Source organism: Desulfovibrio sp. 3_1_syn3 (assembly GCF_000145315.2).
In the GTDB taxonomy this organism is placed as follows: Bacteria; Desulfobacterota; Desulfovibrionia; order Desulfovibrionales; family Desulfovibrionaceae; genus Desulfovibrio; species Desulfovibrio fairfieldensis.
The window spans coordinates 593,587-608,122 of record NZ_ADDR02000001.1; the positions used below are offsets into that span (position 1 = coordinate 593,587).

A 14,536-nucleotide genomic window follows, 5' to 3' on the forward strand; every position below is an offset into this window, starting at 1 on the left:
GCTTGAGCTGACTCGCCGACAATCCTTATCGGCTGCTGTGAAAAATACTTGAGGCCTGCTGCTTTAACCCCAGGCTTCGGCCTGCGCGCGCTCCGCCTCGCTGAGATAGCCCAGCCAGACGCGGCGCATGGCTTCAAAATGGTTGACGCGCAGATCCTCGGCCCAGGCGCTGCGGACATCCCAGGGCTTGGGGCCGTGGAAATGCACGATATGCCCCGCGTCCAGGCAGTCGGCCTGATAGGGCGGGCAATTCCAGCGGTCCTCCAGGCGGGTGACGCGCTTGCCGAAAAAATAGTTCAGCAGGGACTGGTCCAGGTTGCCGATGCGGCCCACATTCTGAAGGGAAAAAGCCAGAAAATGCCCGATCAGGTCGCGCCGCCGCAGACGCGCCAGGTTGAACAGCACCACGCCGCTGGAAAACGTCCAGATGGGAAAAGGCATGGGCACGGTATAGCGCTGTTCCCGAAACTCATAGGCAAGGCTTTCATACTCATGATAAAACGGGGCCGTTTTTTCGCGGGCCATGCCCATGTACGACGGCAGCGGGCCGTTGAAAAGCGCGTCCAAGGGACGCTGGAACAGCATGTCCGCGTCGCAGTACAGCACGGCTTCATCCCCGGCCAGTTCCGGCACCAGGGCCAGCTCCAGCTTTAGAAAGCAGCCGATGTTGGCATGGGTTTCCGGCGGCAACAGGTCGCGGCTGAGGCGGGGCCGGTAGCGCGCCAGCGGGATGCCTTCGCGGGTCACGCCCTCAAGCACCTCCGGCTTGTCCCCGGCATAGACGCAGAGACAAGGCGCGTCGGGCCCGTGCAGGGCGCGCAGGGAACGCACGGCCACCTTGAGCAGCAACAGATAGCGCGGATTGTCGTCAATGCAGAAGACGACTTTCATCTTCCTCTCCGCGTAGGTGTCGGCGCAGCCGCTCGACACGATCGGCCAGGTCCGCCGGGTTGAAATCATTGACCGCCGCCAGCACCCCGGCCAGGTCTTCGGCGTAGGGCGTGCCTTCCACCAGGGGGATGAAGGCTTCCAGCGCGCTTTCCACGCCGCCCCAGTCCGTTTCCATGCCCTGCGGCAATTCCTCAAGCAGGCGCAGCAACGCACGCTTGTGCTCTTCGGCCAGACGCAGGTCGCCCGCCGTGGCGGCCAGGCGGCTGTGGCTCTGGAGCAAACGGATGCTCCCCAAGGCCTCGTCCATGGCCGCTTCAAAACGGCGCAGCAGGTCTTCGTCGGGCTGCACGCCGGGCAGGGAGGCCTCCATTTGCCTGGTCAGTTCCGTGACCCGCTCCACGCCCAGGTTGGCGGCCACGCCCTTGACCGTGTGCGCCAGGCGCGCCGCGCCGCGATAGTCATAGCGGGCCAGCAGATCGCGCAACTGCGGGGCGCTTTGGCCGTAGTGCTCCACAAAACGGAGCAGCAGCTCGTTGTACAGCTTTTCATTGCCGCCCACCGTGGCCAGGCCCGCCTTGATGTTGACGGCCTGCCTGTCCCCGTCGGGGACAGGCGCGGGCGTCGCCGCGACGCCCGCCTCCTCCGACGTGTGCCCGGCGGCCTCCCGCACGGGATTGCGGGCCAGCCCGCCGGGCAGCCACTCCTCAAGGGCCGCATACAGTTCCGCCGGATTCACGGGTTTGGTCAGATAGTCGTTCATGCCCACGCTCTTGCCGTCCATGCGCGAGCCCTTGTCGGCATGGGCCGTCATGGCCAGAATGGGCAGTTCCTCCGGGGAGCGGCCCAGTTCACGGATCCGGCAGGTGGCTTCAAGGCCGTCCATAACCGGCATCTGCACGTCCATGAGCACCAGGGACACGGGCTGCCGCCGCACGTATTCCACGGCTTCGCGCCCGTTCCCGACCACGGTCACCGCAAGCCCGGCCTGTTCCAGCAATTCCTTGGCGATCTGGCGGTTGATCTCGTTGTCGTCCACCACCAGCACCGGCGGCACGGCTCCCGCGTCCCGCTCCCCGCCGTCCGGAACAGGCAGGGGATCATCCTCTCCCACATCCGGCGGCAAATCGAACTCCAGGTCAAAGCTCAAGCGGCTGCCTCGGCCCGGCGCGCTGTCCACCGTGATCTCGCCGCCCATCAGCTTGACCAGGTGGCGGGCCAGCGCCAAGCCCAGTCCCAGGCCGCTGCCGGAACGGGTCATGGACATGTCGCCGGGCACAAAGGGCTCGAACAATTTGGCCTGGTTTTCCCCGCTGATGCCGGGCCCGCTGTCCGCCACGCAGAAACGCAGGCGCGTTTTGCCCGCGGCCGCGTCCGGCAGCGGGGCCACGCTCAGCTCCACCCCGCCTTCCGCCGTGTACTGCACGGCATTGTCCAAGAGGATGCGCAGCACTTCCTCCAGATGCCGCTCGTCGCCGAGCAGGCGCGCGGGCAGGCCCGGCGCCGCATGCAGCGCCAGGGACAATTTTTTTTCGGCGGCCTGGGCGGCCACGCTCTGGCGCAGCAGGTCCAGAAAACGGCCCAGGGGAAAGAGCGTGTGTTCCGGCCGCAGGCTGCCTTCGTCCACGCTGGCGAAGTCCAGAATGCGGTTGAACATGTCCAGCAGCACGCTGCCGGATTTGTTGATCTGGGAGAGATACTTGCGCTGGCCAGGACTCAACTCGGTCTGCAGGCAGAGATAACTCATGCCGATGATGGCGTTCATGGGCGTGCGGACTTCGTGGCTGATCCGGCGCAGAAAATCCTCCTGCACGCCGGAGGCCTTCTGGGCTATCCGCAGGGAGGAAAGCGCCTGGGCCCTGGCCTGCAGGGCCTGTTTCCGGCTGGCGTGCGCCGCCGCCTCCGCCGTCTTCAACTCCTGGATGCGCAGAAGCAGCGCGCCCTTCATCTTTTGCAGGGAGTCGAACATGCCCGCCAGCTCGTCGCCGTATTTCAGGCGCAGGGGCGCGGGATCGTTGCCCGCGGCCACGTCCTCGGCATAACGGCCCACCAGGCCCAGGGGCCGGGCCACCCGCTTGTGGAAAACAAGCATGCCGACCGCCACATTGACCGCCAGCAGGACCAGGCCGACGATAGCCAAGCCGAGCATCCACCACAGGGAACGCTTCTGCGCGGACATATGCGCCAGAAAATCCTGATAGAGGTGGGCGCGCAACTGCCGCCCGGCATTGCTGATTTTGTCCGGAATGCGCGCCAGCTTGGTGTCGTAGACCCATTGCAGGGCCTGTTTGGGTTGGCGGTCGCCCTGAATGGAAAATCCGCCCTGCGCGTCGGGGTACAGGCCGCGCGCCCGCATCACGGCGATTTCGGTCAGGCGATTCAGCAGCTCGTTCTGCTCCAGGCAGAACTGGAGCAGGCTTCTTTCCTCTTTGTCCAGATCAAGGCTGTTCGCGATCTCCTGCAGGGAACGCCCGCCCTCCCCTTTGAGAAATGAGCCCGACGGACGCCCGACAGCGCCGCGCTCGGCCAGGAGAAGAGTCTGCCATTCCTCCAGCCGACTCTCATTGGGCGCGCTGACGTAGTCCAGGGCCAGACGGTATTTGTCGGCCGCGCCGACCCCCAGCTCGCTGAGCAGCGCGTCTATGCGATAGAAATTGTGCAGCAGGCCGTTGACTTCCCGCAAGTCGCGTCCGAGCCAGAAAAAACAGACCCCCAGCAGGAGCACCAGACCCAGTTGCACCAGGTTGGAGGTTTTAATAATGGCCCGGATCGTCATGCCTTCACTCCCACGCACCTCAGGGGCGCGGCCTCGGCGGCCTTCTTGATGTTGTTGCCGTAGTACCATAGGCTGCCGGAAAAATCATCTTCCAACCCATTGCCGGACGCGGCAATGGCAGCCCGGCGCGACGCCGGGCGCGGTGACGCCATGGCAGCTTCCGCCCCACGCCCCTTTTCCCGCCTTGTCCCCCACCTGGCCCTGCTCACGGCCATGTGCGTCTGGAGCACTTCCTACGTGGCGCTGCGCATCGCGCTTTCCGGCCTCACGCCCCTGCAGGCCATGGCCGGACGCATGCTGGTGGCAAGCCTGGTCTTCGCCCCCCTCTGGCCCCGCCTGTTCCGGGACCTACGCCGCCACGGCCACCTGGGGGCCCTGCTGCTGATGGGCTTCTGCGAACCCTGCTGCTATTTTCTGTTCGAAACCCACGCCCTGCGGCTGACCACAGCCTCCCAGGCGGGCATGGTGGTCTCTCTTCTGCCTCTGATCGTGGCCGGCGTGGCCTGGGTCGCCCTGGGCGAACGGATAAGCGGACGGGTCTGGCTGGGCTTTGCCCTGGCCGTGGGCGGCGTGGTCTGGCTTTCCCTGGCCGCCGCGCCCGCGGACAACGCGGCCGACCCCATGCTGGGCAATGCCCTGGAAGCTCTGGCCATGCTCTGCGCCGCCTTTTACACAGTCATCGCCCGGCGGCTTTCCCCGCTCTACAATCCCATGCAGATCACCGCCGCGCAATCCGGCCTGGGCATGCTTTTCTTCTGCCTGCTGCTGCTTTTTCTGCCGGAAACGAGCCGCCCCATTTCCCTGGGCCTGGAACTGCCCGCCTGGGCTCCCTGGGCCAGCGTGCTCTATCTCGGCGGCTGCGTGACCTTCGGCGGCTACGGGTTGTACAATTTCGGGGTCAACCGGCTCTGCGCCGGGCAGGCCGCAGCCTATACCAACCTGATCCCGGTCTTTACCCTGCTGTTCGGCGTGAGCCTGCTGCACGAGGTCTTTCTGCCCTCGCAGTACCTGGCCTCGGTCCTGGTCATCGCCGGGGTGCTGCTCAGCCAGTGGCGAGGAAATACGCACGCGAAAGAACCCTGCAAAAAATAGCGGCGGACCCGTTGCGCGATTCGGCTTTTTTTCAGCGTTGCCCGGCTCCGGCCGCCTCCCGGCTTCTTCGGACTTGCGGACTCCTTTTTTCAACCTCTCGATATCAGCACCGCCTTTACCGCGAAGAACGCTGCTTCCCGGAGGATGCGCGGCGCTCCCCCCGGCCGGGAAGCAGCGCGTCGCCGTCGCCGCGGCGCAGGAACAGAAAAACCAGGGAGGCCAGCAGGGTGACGCCGCCGATCGTGAGAAAGGTTTCATGAAAATGGTCCAGCAGCGACCCCGGCGCAAGGGCGTTGAACAAGCGCAGCACCGCCGTGCTGCTGGCCACGCCGAAGCTGATCGAAAGCTGCTGGGTGACGGCGAGCAGGCTGTTACCGGTACTGACATGTTCCTGGGCGAGATCCCCCAGGGTGATGCTGTTCATGGCCGTGAACTGCGTGGACATGGCCATGCCCAGCAGGATCATGGGCAGGATCAGCATCCAGAGGGGCAGCGAGGGGGTCTGGAGTGAGAACTGGGCGATCATCAGGCCGATGCAGGCGGTGACCCCCACCAGGGTGTTGCGGTAGCCGAAGCGGCGCAGCACGCGCACGGCAAATGTTTTGGCCGTGAGGGAGCCCAGGGCCATGGGGGCCATCATCATACCGGCGGTCAGAGCCGGGTGGCCCAGCCCCACCTGGAGCATGAGCGGCATGAGATAGGGCATGCAGCCCGTGCCCAGCCTGGAAACCACATTGCCCGCGATGCCCACGCGGAAGGTGTGGATGCGAAAAACGCCCAGGCGGATCAGGGGAGCCTGGTTGCGCCTGGCGTGCCGGGCGTACAGCGTCAGAAGCGCCACACCGGCGAGCAGCAGAAAGGGAGCCAGGCCTTTTGACTCCGCGCGGCCACCGAAAAGCTCCAGGCCGCCGGAAAACAGGGCCAGCCCGAGACCGAAAAAAGCGAACCCCGTGAAATCAAACGGCCCGTGCGGCCCTGTGAACTGGGGCATAATCCGCCAGGCATAAAGCATGCCCGCCAGGCCCACCGGGATGTTGATCAGAAAAATCCAGTGCCACCCGGCATAGGTCACCAGAGCGCCGCCCAGCAGCGGTCCGACCACCGGCCCCACCAGTCCCGGAATGCTGATGAAGTTGAGCACGGCCACCAGCTTCTCGCGCGGAAAGGCCCGCAACACGGCCAGCCGGGCCACGGGCATCATCATGGCCCCGCCGATGCCCTGGATCACGCGCGAAAGCACCAGCATGCGCAGGCTGCCGGACAGGGCGCAGGAAAGGGACCCCAACACGAAGAGGGCCACCGCGAACAGAAAGACGTTGCGGGTGCCGAAGCGGTCCGCGAACCAGCCGCTCGCGGGGATCAACAGGGCCACGGTCAGGGTGTAACCGACCACGGTCATCTGCATGGCCAGGGGCGACTCGCCGAGGCTTTCGGCAATGGCCGGCAAGGCGGTGTTCAGGATAGTGGCATCCAGAGCCTGCATGAAAAAGGCCGCGGCCGCGATCAGGGGCAAACCGGCCATGCCGCCGGGGGAAATTCTCATACGCTGTCTCCGCCCATTACAGGCCCCCGGTATCTGAGACAAACACGAACGCCCTGCTGAACGCCATTAGAGCACCCCGCCGCAAGGATTTGCAAGCAAATCCTTGCGGCGGGTCAGCGTCATCAGCGTTTATTTGCTCCGGGACCGCGGCAGGCCGGGCTTCCGCCGGAGCTCACGGCGGTGCGCGGCTACAGCCCCAGCATGGCGTAAATGGCCGACATATCCAGATTCGCCTCCACCGCGTCGGCCAGGCGGTCCAGCTCCGGCCCCAGGCTGTAGGCGACCCCGGTGCGCGGCGCAAGGCCCCGCTCCCGGCGCAGCCGGTTCAGAAAAGCATGGCGGAAGGCGTCCGCATCGAAAACCCCGTGCAGGTAGGTGCCCCAGACCCGCACCGTGCCGTCGGCGCCGGGCAGGCCCCAGCCCAGCGTCCGCCCGGCCTCGTCCGTCATGACCGGCGTCAGCGGCATCCCGCCCGCTCCGCCGGGACGCTCTTCCGCCGGGACGCTGCGCCCGTGGTGGATTTCATAGCCCCGCACCACCAGCTCATCTCCGGCCAGCGCGGCCAGAGCCCGGCCGACAGTCCGGCGCAACAGTTTCGCGCCGCCCAGTTCCGTGCTCAGCGGCAACAGGTTCAGGCCCGGCTCCAGACCGCCCTCCTCCAGGCCCAGCGGGTCGGCAATATTTTGCCCCAGCATCTGCAAGCCGCCGCAAATGCCGACCAGCGCCCCCCGGCTCCGGCAAGGCTCCGCATAGCCGCGCAGAGCCTCCGCCAAGCCCGCCCGGCGCAGAAAACGCATGTCCGCAATGCTGTTCTTGCTGCCCGGCAGAATCACGGCATCCGGCGCGCCCAGCTCGTCGGCGTGCCGCACAATGCGCAGGCGCACGTCCGCCTCGGCCCGCAGGGCGTCCAGGTCGGTGAAGTTGCTGATATGGGGCAGGTCCACCAGGGCGATATCCAGGCAGTCCGGCGCAGCGGGCCTGTCCCCGTCCGCCGCGTCCAGGCCCGGCGTGATCCCCAGCTTGAAGCTGACGGAATCCTCCTCCGGCAGGCGCAGATCCTCGAGCATGGGCACCACGCCCAGAAAAGGACGGCGCGTCCGGCGGCTCACCGCCTCCAGGGCCGGGTCCAGCAGGGAGGCGTCGCCCCGGAACTTGTTCAGCACATACCCGGCCACGCGCGCCCGGTCGGCCCGGCCCAGCAGGCTCATGGTGCCCACCAGGGAGGCAAAGGCCCCGCCCCGGTCGATGTCCGCCACCAGCAGCACACGCGCCTCGGCATGGCGGGCCATGCGCATGTTCACGATGTCGTGAGCCCTGAGATTGATTTCCGCCGGGCTGCCCGCGCCCTCCAGAACCATGACGTCCATGCCCGAGGACAGCTCGCGGTAGGCGCGGCGCACGGCCTTCCAGGCCTCGGGCTTGTAACGCAGATACGCGCCCACCCGCATCTGGCCCACGGGACGGCCCAGCACAATGACCTGGGAACCCACATGGGAAGTGGGTTTGAGCAGCACCGGATTCATGCGCACGTCGGCGGGCAGGCCGCAGGCCACGGCCTGCAGGGCCTGGGCCCGGCCCATTTCCTCGCCCTGTTCGGTCACAAAGGAATTGAGGGCCATGTTCTGGGCCTTGAAAGGCGCCACTCTCAGCCCACGGCGGGCCAGCAGGCGGCAGACGGCGGCGGCGAGCAGGCTTTTGCCCGCGTTGGAGCAGGTGCCCTGGAACATCAGGGCCGGCACGGCGGCTTTGGCCGAGACGGGTGCCGGAGCCGCATCCGGCGCGCAAAAAGAGGGTCGCATGCCTCTTTCCTTACCCGCATGCGCGGGCGGGAGCAAGAAAACTTGCAGGCTCTTGCCGCATCCTTTATATAAAGAAAGTCGTAAGAACAGATCGCAACCTCTGCACGGAGGCCGCATGAAACGTGTTCTGCTCTGGATTCTGGGCATCGTGATCGTGCTGGGCGTGGCCGGGGCCATCCTGCTCGGCCGCATCGACACGCAATTCGTGGTCAATCAGATCGCCGACGCCACGGCCAAGGCCACCGGCAAACCTCTGGTCTTCGCCAGCGCGCCGAGCCTGTCCCTGCTGCCGCCCGGCGTGAAATTCGGGCAGGCCGGTTGGGGTGAGATCAAGGACGGCCAGGGCCTTGCCGTGTCCGTCAAAAGCGGCATGGTGGAGCTGGAACTGGCCCCGCTGCTCTCCGGCAACCTGGTGGTGCGCGAGGTGCGCCTGGACAATCCCGTGCTGGAAGTGCGCGAGGGCAAGGCCGTGTCCGGACAAGATGCGCCGGCGGCCGCTCCCGCCGCTCCCCCCGTTTCCGGCGCCCAGACCGGAGCCGTCGCGCCTTCCGATGAGCTGCCCGTGGAACTGATGCGCCTGGTGGTGCGCCAGGGCGAAGTGCGCTATGTGGACGCCCGGGGCGTTCATCTGGAGATCAAGGACCTCAATCTTTCCGTGGAAAATCTGCGCCGTCGCGAAGAAGCCGGCATGCAGTGCGATTTTTCCTTTGATCTCAAAGAGGACCAAAAGGCCATCCTGGCCGGCAATCTGGCCCTGGACGCCAAGCTGCGCTATTACGCGCCGCATCTGACCTTCCGCCAGATTTCCCTGACCGTCACGCCTCTGGGCGGCCTGTTGCCCAAGGAGGCCGGGCCCGCGCAACTGGTCTGCGAGGGGGCGCTCAATCTCCAGACCCAAAGCCTGCGCCTGGCCACGGCCCGACTGAGCACGCCCCAGGCCCGCCTGACCCTCGGCGGCGAGGCCACCCTGACGCCCCAGGCCTTCAAGGGCACCGTGAGCCTGGAAGGTTCGCCGCGCAAGCTGGCCGCCCTGACCGGGCAGACGCTCAAGCCCTCGGACAACGACGTGCTGAGCTTCAAAAGCGTTCTGGAATACGCGGACGACACCCTGCATCTGCGCCAGATCGTCATGCAGCTGGACGACATTCCGGTGCGCGGAGACCTGAGCCTGGCCCTGGGCACACCCTTGGCCATATCCGGCGGCATCCAGACCGGTATGATCAATCTGGACAAGTACCTGCCCCTGCCCCAAAACGACACATCCGCCGCGCCGTCCCGCAAAGCGGCTGAAGGCAAGGCCCAGGGCGGAGCGTCGTCCGGGAGTTCCGCGCAGTCCACCCAATCCGTGCAAAACCGGCCCGGCGTGAATCTGCGCGCGGCTCTGGCCGGAGTGCGCCAGGGCAAACTGAGCGTCACGGACATCGCCTTTATTCTCAAGGGTGAAAAAGGCCGCTACACCGTCACCTCCTTGAGCTGCGCCCTGGGCAGCGGCGGCAGCATCAAGGGGTCGGCCGTTGCCGATCTGCCGAGCAAGGCATACAGTCTCAAGGCTACGGCCGCAGGCGTCAATGTGGGCGGCCTGCTGGAAGCTCTGGGCAAGGGCCGTCCGGTGGACGGCGTCGCAGCGCTGGACGCGGACCTGAGCATGCGCGGCGCGGACGCCAAGGCCATGCTGGCCGGGCTCAACGGCCGAGGCGTGCTGGAAGTGCGCAACATGCATCTCGAGGCCATGTCCGCCCTGCCTCAGAACGTGCCGGGCCTGACCGGCAAAAAAGGCGCGGTGCCCGACCGCTTTGATCTGGTGCGCGTGCCTTTCACGGCCCGCAACGGCGAAGTGACGGCCCAGCCCATCACGGTCAGCTCCGCCGGGCTCAACGCCTCGGGCCGGGCCCTGGCCAGCCTGCCGCGCGAATACCTGGACGCCACGGCGGACATCAAAACCCTGGGCATGACCATTCCCGTGGTGGCCAAGGGGCCCTTCAGCAATATTTCCTACGGCGTCGACCCCAAATTCGCCCTGGATATGGCGAGAAAACTGCCTGGCGCGTTGCTGGACGGCGGCAAGGCGGCTGGAGGCGCGACCCGGAACGGCGCGGAGGGTGCGGGCGGCGTGATGAAAAAAGGCCTTGAGGGCGCGGGCGGGCTGATGCGCGGGCTTTTCGGCAAATAGCGGCGTGCGGCCTGCGGGAGCGAGCGCGGGACTTCGGGCCCCGCTCCGGGAAAGCCGGGTTTGCCTTTTCCCGGCCCGAGGCTAAAGATTTTTTTTAGCCGACCGTTGAGAATGCTAATGTCTCATTGGAAAAATTAGACACACAAAACCCGTTAGGGTTTTGCGGCGGCATAGCCGCCGGAGTCAGCGAAAAACCACGTTTTTTCGCAATCAGGCACGAGAAGCGGCCCACCGAGGGCAGGCCCAGTCCCGTTGGCGACGGATGCCGACGCGGACGGACGACAGTCATGGATTGAGCGTACAGGCGGCAAAGTATGTACTTATTAATAGGTCTTGCCATCGTTGCGGCCTCGGTGTTTACCGGCTACACCCTGGCCCACGGCGAATGGGGCGTACTTTTCCAGCCTGCGGAATTCATCATTATTCTGGGGTGCGGTCTGGGCGCGTTCTTTGGTTCCCAGACCAAGTACACTTTCAGCCTGATCGTCAAAAGCCTGAAGCATCTGTTCGCGGACCCCGGCTCCAGCAAATCGCGCTATCTGGAAACCCTGGCCCTGCTTTACGCGCTGTTTTCCAAGATGCACCGCGAAGGCGTCATCAGTATTGAAAGCGACGTGGAAAAGCCGGAAGCCAGTCCCATTTTCAGCAAATACCCCAACGTGTCCAAGGACACCAGGATCGTCAACTTCATCGGCGACACCCTGCGCGTCTACCTGACCACCGGCGACCCGGCGGACATCGACAGCCTCATGGACGTGGACATCGCCACCATGCGCGAGGAAGGCATCCTGCCCGCCCATGCCGTGAGCCACATGGCCGAATCCATGCCGGGCATGGGCATCGTGGCCTGCGTGCTGGGCGTGGTGCTGGCCATGGGCAAGATCAACGAGCCCCCGGAAGTGCTGGGCCACTACATCGGCGCGGCCCTGGTGGGCACGTTTTTCGGCATTCTCTGTTGTTACGGCCTGTTCGGCCCCATGGGCGCCAAGCTGGAAAACTTTGTCTCCGAGGAACATTTTTATTATCATTCCATCAAGGAGGCCGTGGCCGCCGCCATTCGCGGGTCCACCCCCCTGATCGCCGTGGAATACGGCCGCCGGACCATTCCCTATCCGTTCCGGCCCACGTTCGCGGAAATGGAAGAAAAGCTCAAAAACGGCTAGCCCCGAGCCCGGCCGCTCTTCTCGCCGTCGGCGGGAGCCGAGTCCACAGCCGGGCGCGTCCCGGCTTTTGCTTTTTATCGTGAGGAAAAACTATGAGCAGCGCCTGGAAAGTCGCGTACGCCGACTTTGTGACGGCCATGATGGCCTTCTTTCTTCTGCTCTGGGTGCTCAACATGGTGCCCCCGGAGACCAGGGCCGGCCTTGCCGCCTATTTCAGCGGCGAGCGCAACTTTGATTCCAGCTCCACCTCGCCGGTGTCCAACAACCCCTTTATCCAGAACACCGATAAAATCGACACCAGGGATCTCAAGATCAATGAAGTGGAAAAATCCCACTACGCCATTGCCCAGAAAATCAAACAGATGCTCATGGCCGATGCCGTGCCGCAGAGTTCCTCGGGCATCAGCGCCGACGACGTGGGTGTGCAGCTGCGTGTCAATTCCGACGTGATGTTCAAGGCCGGTTCCGTGGATTTTCTGCCTGAAGGCGAAAAAGTGCTGGGCAGCGTCTTGCAGATTCTGAAGGAATACAATCTCTACCTGGTGGTGCGCGGCCATGCCGACAGTACCGAGGCCAGGCCGCCCTATGCCTCGGCCTGGGAGCTCTCCGGCGCCCGGGCCGCAGCGGTGCTGCACTATCTGGCCGACCACGGCGTCAAGCCCACCCGCCTGCGCGGCGTGGCCTACGGCGACACGCGCCCGCTCAAGCCCGGCATCGACGAGGAAAGCCGGGCCGTTAACCGACGGGTGGAGTTTTTTTTCCACCGGCCCGAGGTGATGTCCTACAGCGTCGTGTATTAAGGAAGCGCTGATTAATGATCTTTTTGCCCTCCGCCCGCAGTTCGCCGCCCTTGGCAGAGAACAAAAATTTTCATTAATCAGTGCTTCCTTAAGCGTCTGAAAAAGCAAAGGATCGACATCTGTCGGTCCTTTGCTTTTTCTCATTCACAACTGACGCCCGATGAGTTCCAAACTCACTGCCTACACAAACGAGAGGCTCTGTCCAGGGCGCATGGCAATGCAGTCGCAGGCGGGGCAGACCTCGGCCAGCCGGGCCTGGAAGTCCGCGGCGCTCTGGGCCAGCACCGGGAAGGTCCCCCAGTGCATGGGAATGACGGACTTGCAACCCAGCAGTTTACAGGCCATGGCCGCCTGGCGGGCGTCCATGGTGAACACGCCGCCGATGGGCAGCAGGGCCACATCAATATGGTAGAGTTGTCCCCAGAGTTCCATGCCGCTGAAAATGCAGGTGTCGCCCGCGTGGTAGACGACAAGGCCGTCGGGCATTTCAATAATGTAGCCCGCGGGGGCTCCGGAATCGCTGGAATGGAAGGCCTGGGTCATGGTGGCCCTGATGCCCTTGCATTCCATGGTGCCGCCCATGTTGAAGCCGATGCCGTTGAGGATCTGGGCCTGGGGCACGCCTGCCTCCATCAGCTTGTCCGCCGTGCCCACGATGGCCCCGAGCATGGCCCCGGTTTTGCGGCAGATGTTCACGGAATCGCCCACATGGTCTCCGTGGTCGTGGGTGACCAGCACCATGTCCACAGGGCCCAGACTTTCCGCGTTCACTCCGGAAGCGGGCGTAAAAAAGGGATCAATAACCACATGCGCCTGCGGGGCGCTGATCTTGAAGGCCGAATGGCCGTACCAGGTAATCTCGCTCATAGTTTTGCCTCGTAATATTATGCGTCAGCCCAGCGCCCCAGAGAGTGCGCCAGGCCCAGTTGATCGAAAATCCGCCCGCTGGTCTGAAGAAGCAGATCCTCCAGGCTTTGCGGACGCAGGTAAAAACCAGGGGAAAAGGGCATGATCACGGCCCCGGCCTCGCGTAGGGTCAGCATATTGCGCAGATGCACGGCGGAAAGCGGACTTTCACGCGTCACCAGCACCAGGCGCAGGCCTTCCTTGAGGGCCACGTCGCCCGCGCGCTGAAGCAGATTGCGGGTGGCGCCGGAGGCCAGCGCGCCCAGCGTGCCCATGGAACAGGGCACGACGAGCATGGCGGCGGGTTCCGCGCCGTGCCACCAGGAACCGCTGGCCGGACCGGCGGCCAGATTGTCCGGCTCATAAACATAGTCGGCACAGGCGGTCAGCAGTTCCGGCCCTGCCCCGCACTCGGCCCGCAGAACCGCATGCGCGCCCTCTGAGACAACGCAATGGGTCCGCACGCCGGGCATGGCGGCCAGAGCGCGCAACACGCACAAAGCCAGAGGCATGCCGCTGGCCCCGCTGACGCCCACCAGAATGTCGCGCATGCTTTTGTTCTCCTTGCCGTTCATTACAGCGCAAACTCTACGCCGCCCGCGTGCCGCGGAAGCGGCAGCCGTTGGCGGGCCTTGGAGCCGTAGGGATGCCGACAGCAATGCTAAAACGCGGTTTAGCGCGGCTGTCGATGCCCGTAAACGCTTTTGGGCTAACGGGCGCGGAGTCCACTCACGCGGCCGCCGGAGCAATTCACTCTTTTCAACCGTGAATTACTCTAATCCGTTTTTTCCCATAAAAGCGGCGGGCTGGCAAATGCGGCCCGCGATGTCCGGCGTGGGCTGCCCTGACCGGCCAGGGCAGACGCATCTAATTCCAGGCTTTGCAGGCCTGTTATTTGCCGTGATGATCCGTCAAAACCAGCCTTTTGTGTGCTGGCTGCGTCATCTGGCGCTTTTTGCTGCTCATGTACTTGAGTACGCTCTGCTCTCGATGCCCGTAAGGCTCGCCCGGCTCGCCAACGGGCACGGCCCTTTGGGCCGCCTTTTGGTCGGTTTCCGCGCAAAAAGCGCCATTTTCCTTGCCGGCACGCAAAAATCTTATTTTTTAGGATTCTCCCGGCACCAGCCATCCGCCTGCGCTTCGCTCCGGCGGAGTAAAGGTAGCTTCGCCTCTTTTTGTTCGTTCCCCGATCTATCGGGGAATAAAGGCTTTTTAGATGCGTCTGCCCTGCCTGACCGGCGGGCATGCCTTGACAGAGCCGGATACAAAGCATATCAAGAATATCCTGTGCGCTCGTAGCTCAGTTGGATAGAGCGTTGGCCTCCGGAGCCAAAGGCCGTGAGTTCGAATCTCGCCGGGCGCACCAAAATTCAAGGCGGTCAGCTCACAGAGCTGACCG

The 14,536-nt window shown here is 64.6% G+C and carries 12 protein-coding genes and 1 tRNA gene; 6 read left to right on the forward strand and 7 right to left on the reverse strand.

Annotated elements, in window-relative coordinates:
- Nucleotides 1-63 precede the first annotated feature (63 nt).
- From HMPREF0326_RS02535 to HMPREF0326_RS17145, 3 genes are read right to left on the reverse strand one after another with little or no spacing between them, the layout of a single operon-like run.
- Entirely contained in the window at nt 64-891 is an 828-nt protein-coding gene (locus HMPREF0326_RS02535) for a glycosyltransferase family 8 protein (RefSeq protein WP_020990169.1), read from the reverse strand.
- Nucleotides 869-3,664 carry a response regulator gene (locus HMPREF0326_RS02540; protein ID WP_020990170.1) on the reverse strand — a complete coding sequence of 932 codons (2,796 nt, stop codon included), beginning with the start codon at nt 3,662-3,664 and terminating at the stop codon, nt 869-871. Before HMPREF0326_RS02540 ends, HMPREF0326_RS02535 begins: the two co-directional genes overlap by 23 nt.
- Nucleotides 3,661-3,816: a hypothetical protein gene (locus tag HMPREF0326_RS17145; RefSeq protein ID WP_198012611.1), complete on the reverse strand. Its 156-nt coding sequence runs from the start codon at nt 3,814-3,816 to the stop codon at nt 3,661-3,663. Before HMPREF0326_RS17145 ends, HMPREF0326_RS02540 begins: the two co-directional genes overlap by 4 nt.
- Here HMPREF0326_RS17145 and HMPREF0326_RS02545 point away from each other — a divergent pair.
- Nucleotides 3,815-4,756: a DMT family transporter gene (locus tag HMPREF0326_RS02545; protein ID WP_035061619.1), complete on the forward strand. Its 942-nt coding sequence runs from the start codon at nt 3,815-3,817 to the stop codon at nt 4,754-4,756. The genes HMPREF0326_RS17145 and HMPREF0326_RS02545 overlap by 2 nt on opposite strands.
- Nucleotides 4,757-4,871: 115 nt before the next feature.
- Here HMPREF0326_RS02545 and HMPREF0326_RS02550 read toward each other — a convergent pair whose 3' ends face one another.
- Both HMPREF0326_RS02550 and HMPREF0326_RS02555 read right to left on the reverse strand, forming a co-directional pair.
- Nucleotides 4,872-6,299 carry a DHA2 family efflux MFS transporter permease subunit gene (locus HMPREF0326_RS02550; protein ID WP_008682628.1) on the reverse strand — a complete coding sequence of 476 codons (1,428 nt, stop codon included), beginning with the start codon at nt 6,297-6,299 and terminating at the stop codon, nt 4,872-4,874.
- Between the two features lie 188 nt (nt 6,300-6,487).
- On the reverse strand, nt 6,488-8,098 hold the full coding sequence (locus HMPREF0326_RS02555; RefSeq protein ID WP_020990171.1) for a cobyric acid synthase: 1,611 nt from the start codon (nt 8,096-8,098) through the stop codon (nt 6,488-6,490).
- A gap of 115 nt (nt 8,099-8,213) precedes the next feature.
- Here HMPREF0326_RS02555 and HMPREF0326_RS02560 point away from each other — a divergent pair, with 115 nt between their 5' ends.
- From HMPREF0326_RS02560 to HMPREF0326_RS02570, 3 genes are all read left to right on the forward strand, one after another.
- Nucleotides 8,214-10,268: an AsmA family protein gene (locus HMPREF0326_RS02560; protein ID WP_008682632.1), complete on the forward strand. Its 2,055-nt coding sequence runs from the start codon at nt 8,214-8,216 to the stop codon at nt 10,266-10,268.
- 314 nt (nt 10,269-10,582) lie between these two features.
- The gene (gene motA, locus HMPREF0326_RS02565) at nt 10,583-11,431 is read left to right on the forward strand and encodes a flagellar motor stator protein MotA (RefSeq protein WP_008682633.1); all 849 of its coding nucleotides are present in this window, start codon (nt 10,583-10,585) and stop codon (nt 11,429-11,431) included.
- Nucleotides 11,432-11,523: 92 nt separating this feature from the next.
- Complete coding sequence (locus HMPREF0326_RS02570; protein WP_008682636.1) at nt 11,524-12,231, forward strand: OmpA/MotB family protein; 708 nt, start codon at nt 11,524-11,526, stop codon at nt 12,229-12,231.
- A gap of 180 nt (nt 12,232-12,411) precedes the next feature.
- On the opposite strand, the gene HMPREF0326_RS02575 is transcribed toward HMPREF0326_RS02570, so the two are convergent.
- Both HMPREF0326_RS02575 and HMPREF0326_RS02580 read right to left on the reverse strand, forming a co-directional pair.
- Nucleotides 12,412-13,098 carry a metal-dependent hydrolase gene (locus tag HMPREF0326_RS02575; RefSeq protein WP_008682638.1) on the reverse strand — a complete coding sequence of 229 codons (687 nt, stop codon included), beginning with the start codon at nt 13,096-13,098 and terminating at the stop codon, nt 12,412-12,414.
- A gap of 17 nt (nt 13,099-13,115) precedes the next feature.
- Entirely contained in the window at nt 13,116-13,688 is a 573-nt protein-coding gene (locus HMPREF0326_RS02580; protein ID WP_009303167.1) for a UbiX family flavin prenyltransferase, read from the reverse strand.
- Here HMPREF0326_RS02580 and HMPREF0326_RS17150 point away from each other — a divergent pair.
- Nucleotides 13,687-14,436, forward strand: a complete 750-nt coding sequence (locus HMPREF0326_RS17150; RefSeq protein WP_198012612.1) for a hypothetical protein — start codon at nt 13,687-13,689, stop codon at nt 14,434-14,436. The two genes, HMPREF0326_RS02580 and HMPREF0326_RS17150, sit on opposite strands and share 2 nt — an antisense overlap.
- Nucleotides 14,427-14,503: transfer RNA gene (locus HMPREF0326_RS02590), tRNA-Arg, on the forward strand. The genes HMPREF0326_RS17150 and HMPREF0326_RS02590 overlap by 10 nt, the downstream gene beginning before the upstream one ends.
- Nucleotides 14,504-14,536: the final 33 nt, after the last annotated feature.

Bases quoted from the DNA above. Each gene is read 5' to 3' on its own strand.
- HMPREF0326_RS02545 (WP_035061619.1), top strand. From the start codon at position 3,815: ATGGCAGCTTCCGCCCCACGCCCCTTTTCCCGCCTTGTCCCCCACCTG.
- HMPREF0326_RS02570 (WP_008682636.1), top strand. From the start codon at position 11,524: ATGAGCAGCGCCTGGAAAGTCGCGTACGCCGACTTTGTGACGGCCATG.
- HMPREF0326_RS02560 (WP_008682632.1), top strand. From the start codon at position 8,214: ATGAAACGTGTTCTGCTCTGGATTCTGGGCATCGTGATCGTGCTGGGC.
- HMPREF0326_RS02540 (WP_020990170.1), bottom strand. From the start codon at position 3,664: ATGACGATCCGGGCCATTATTAAAACCTCCAACCTGGTGCAACTGGGT.
- HMPREF0326_RS02580 (WP_009303167.1), bottom strand. From the start codon at position 13,688: ATGCGCGACATTCTGGTGGGCGTCAGCGGGGCCAGCGGCATGCCTCTG.
- motA (WP_008682633.1), top strand. From the start codon at position 10,583: ATGTACTTATTAATAGGTCTTGCCATCGTTGCGGCCTCGGTGTTTACC.
- HMPREF0326_RS02535 (WP_020990169.1), bottom strand. From the start codon at position 891: ATGAAAGTCGTCTTCTGCATTGACGACAATCCGCGCTATCTGTTGCTG.
- HMPREF0326_RS02575 (WP_008682638.1), bottom strand. From the start codon at position 13,098: ATGAGCGAGATTACCTGGTACGGCCATTCGGCCTTCAAGATCAGCGCC.
- HMPREF0326_RS02550 (WP_008682628.1), bottom strand. From the start codon at position 6,299: ATGAGAATTTCCCCCGGCGGCATGGCCGGTTTGCCCCTGATCGCGGCC.
- HMPREF0326_RS02555 (WP_020990171.1), bottom strand. From the start codon at position 8,098: ATGCGACCCTCTTTTTGCGCGCCGGATGCGGCTCCGGCACCCGTCTCG.
- HMPREF0326_RS17145 (WP_198012611.1), bottom strand. From the start codon at position 3,816: ATGGCGTCACCGCGCCCGGCGTCGCGCCGGGCTGCCATTGCCGCGTCC.
- HMPREF0326_RS17150 (WP_198012612.1), top strand. From the start codon at position 13,687: ATGCTTTTGTTCTCCTTGCCGTTCATTACAGCGCAAACTCTACGCCGC.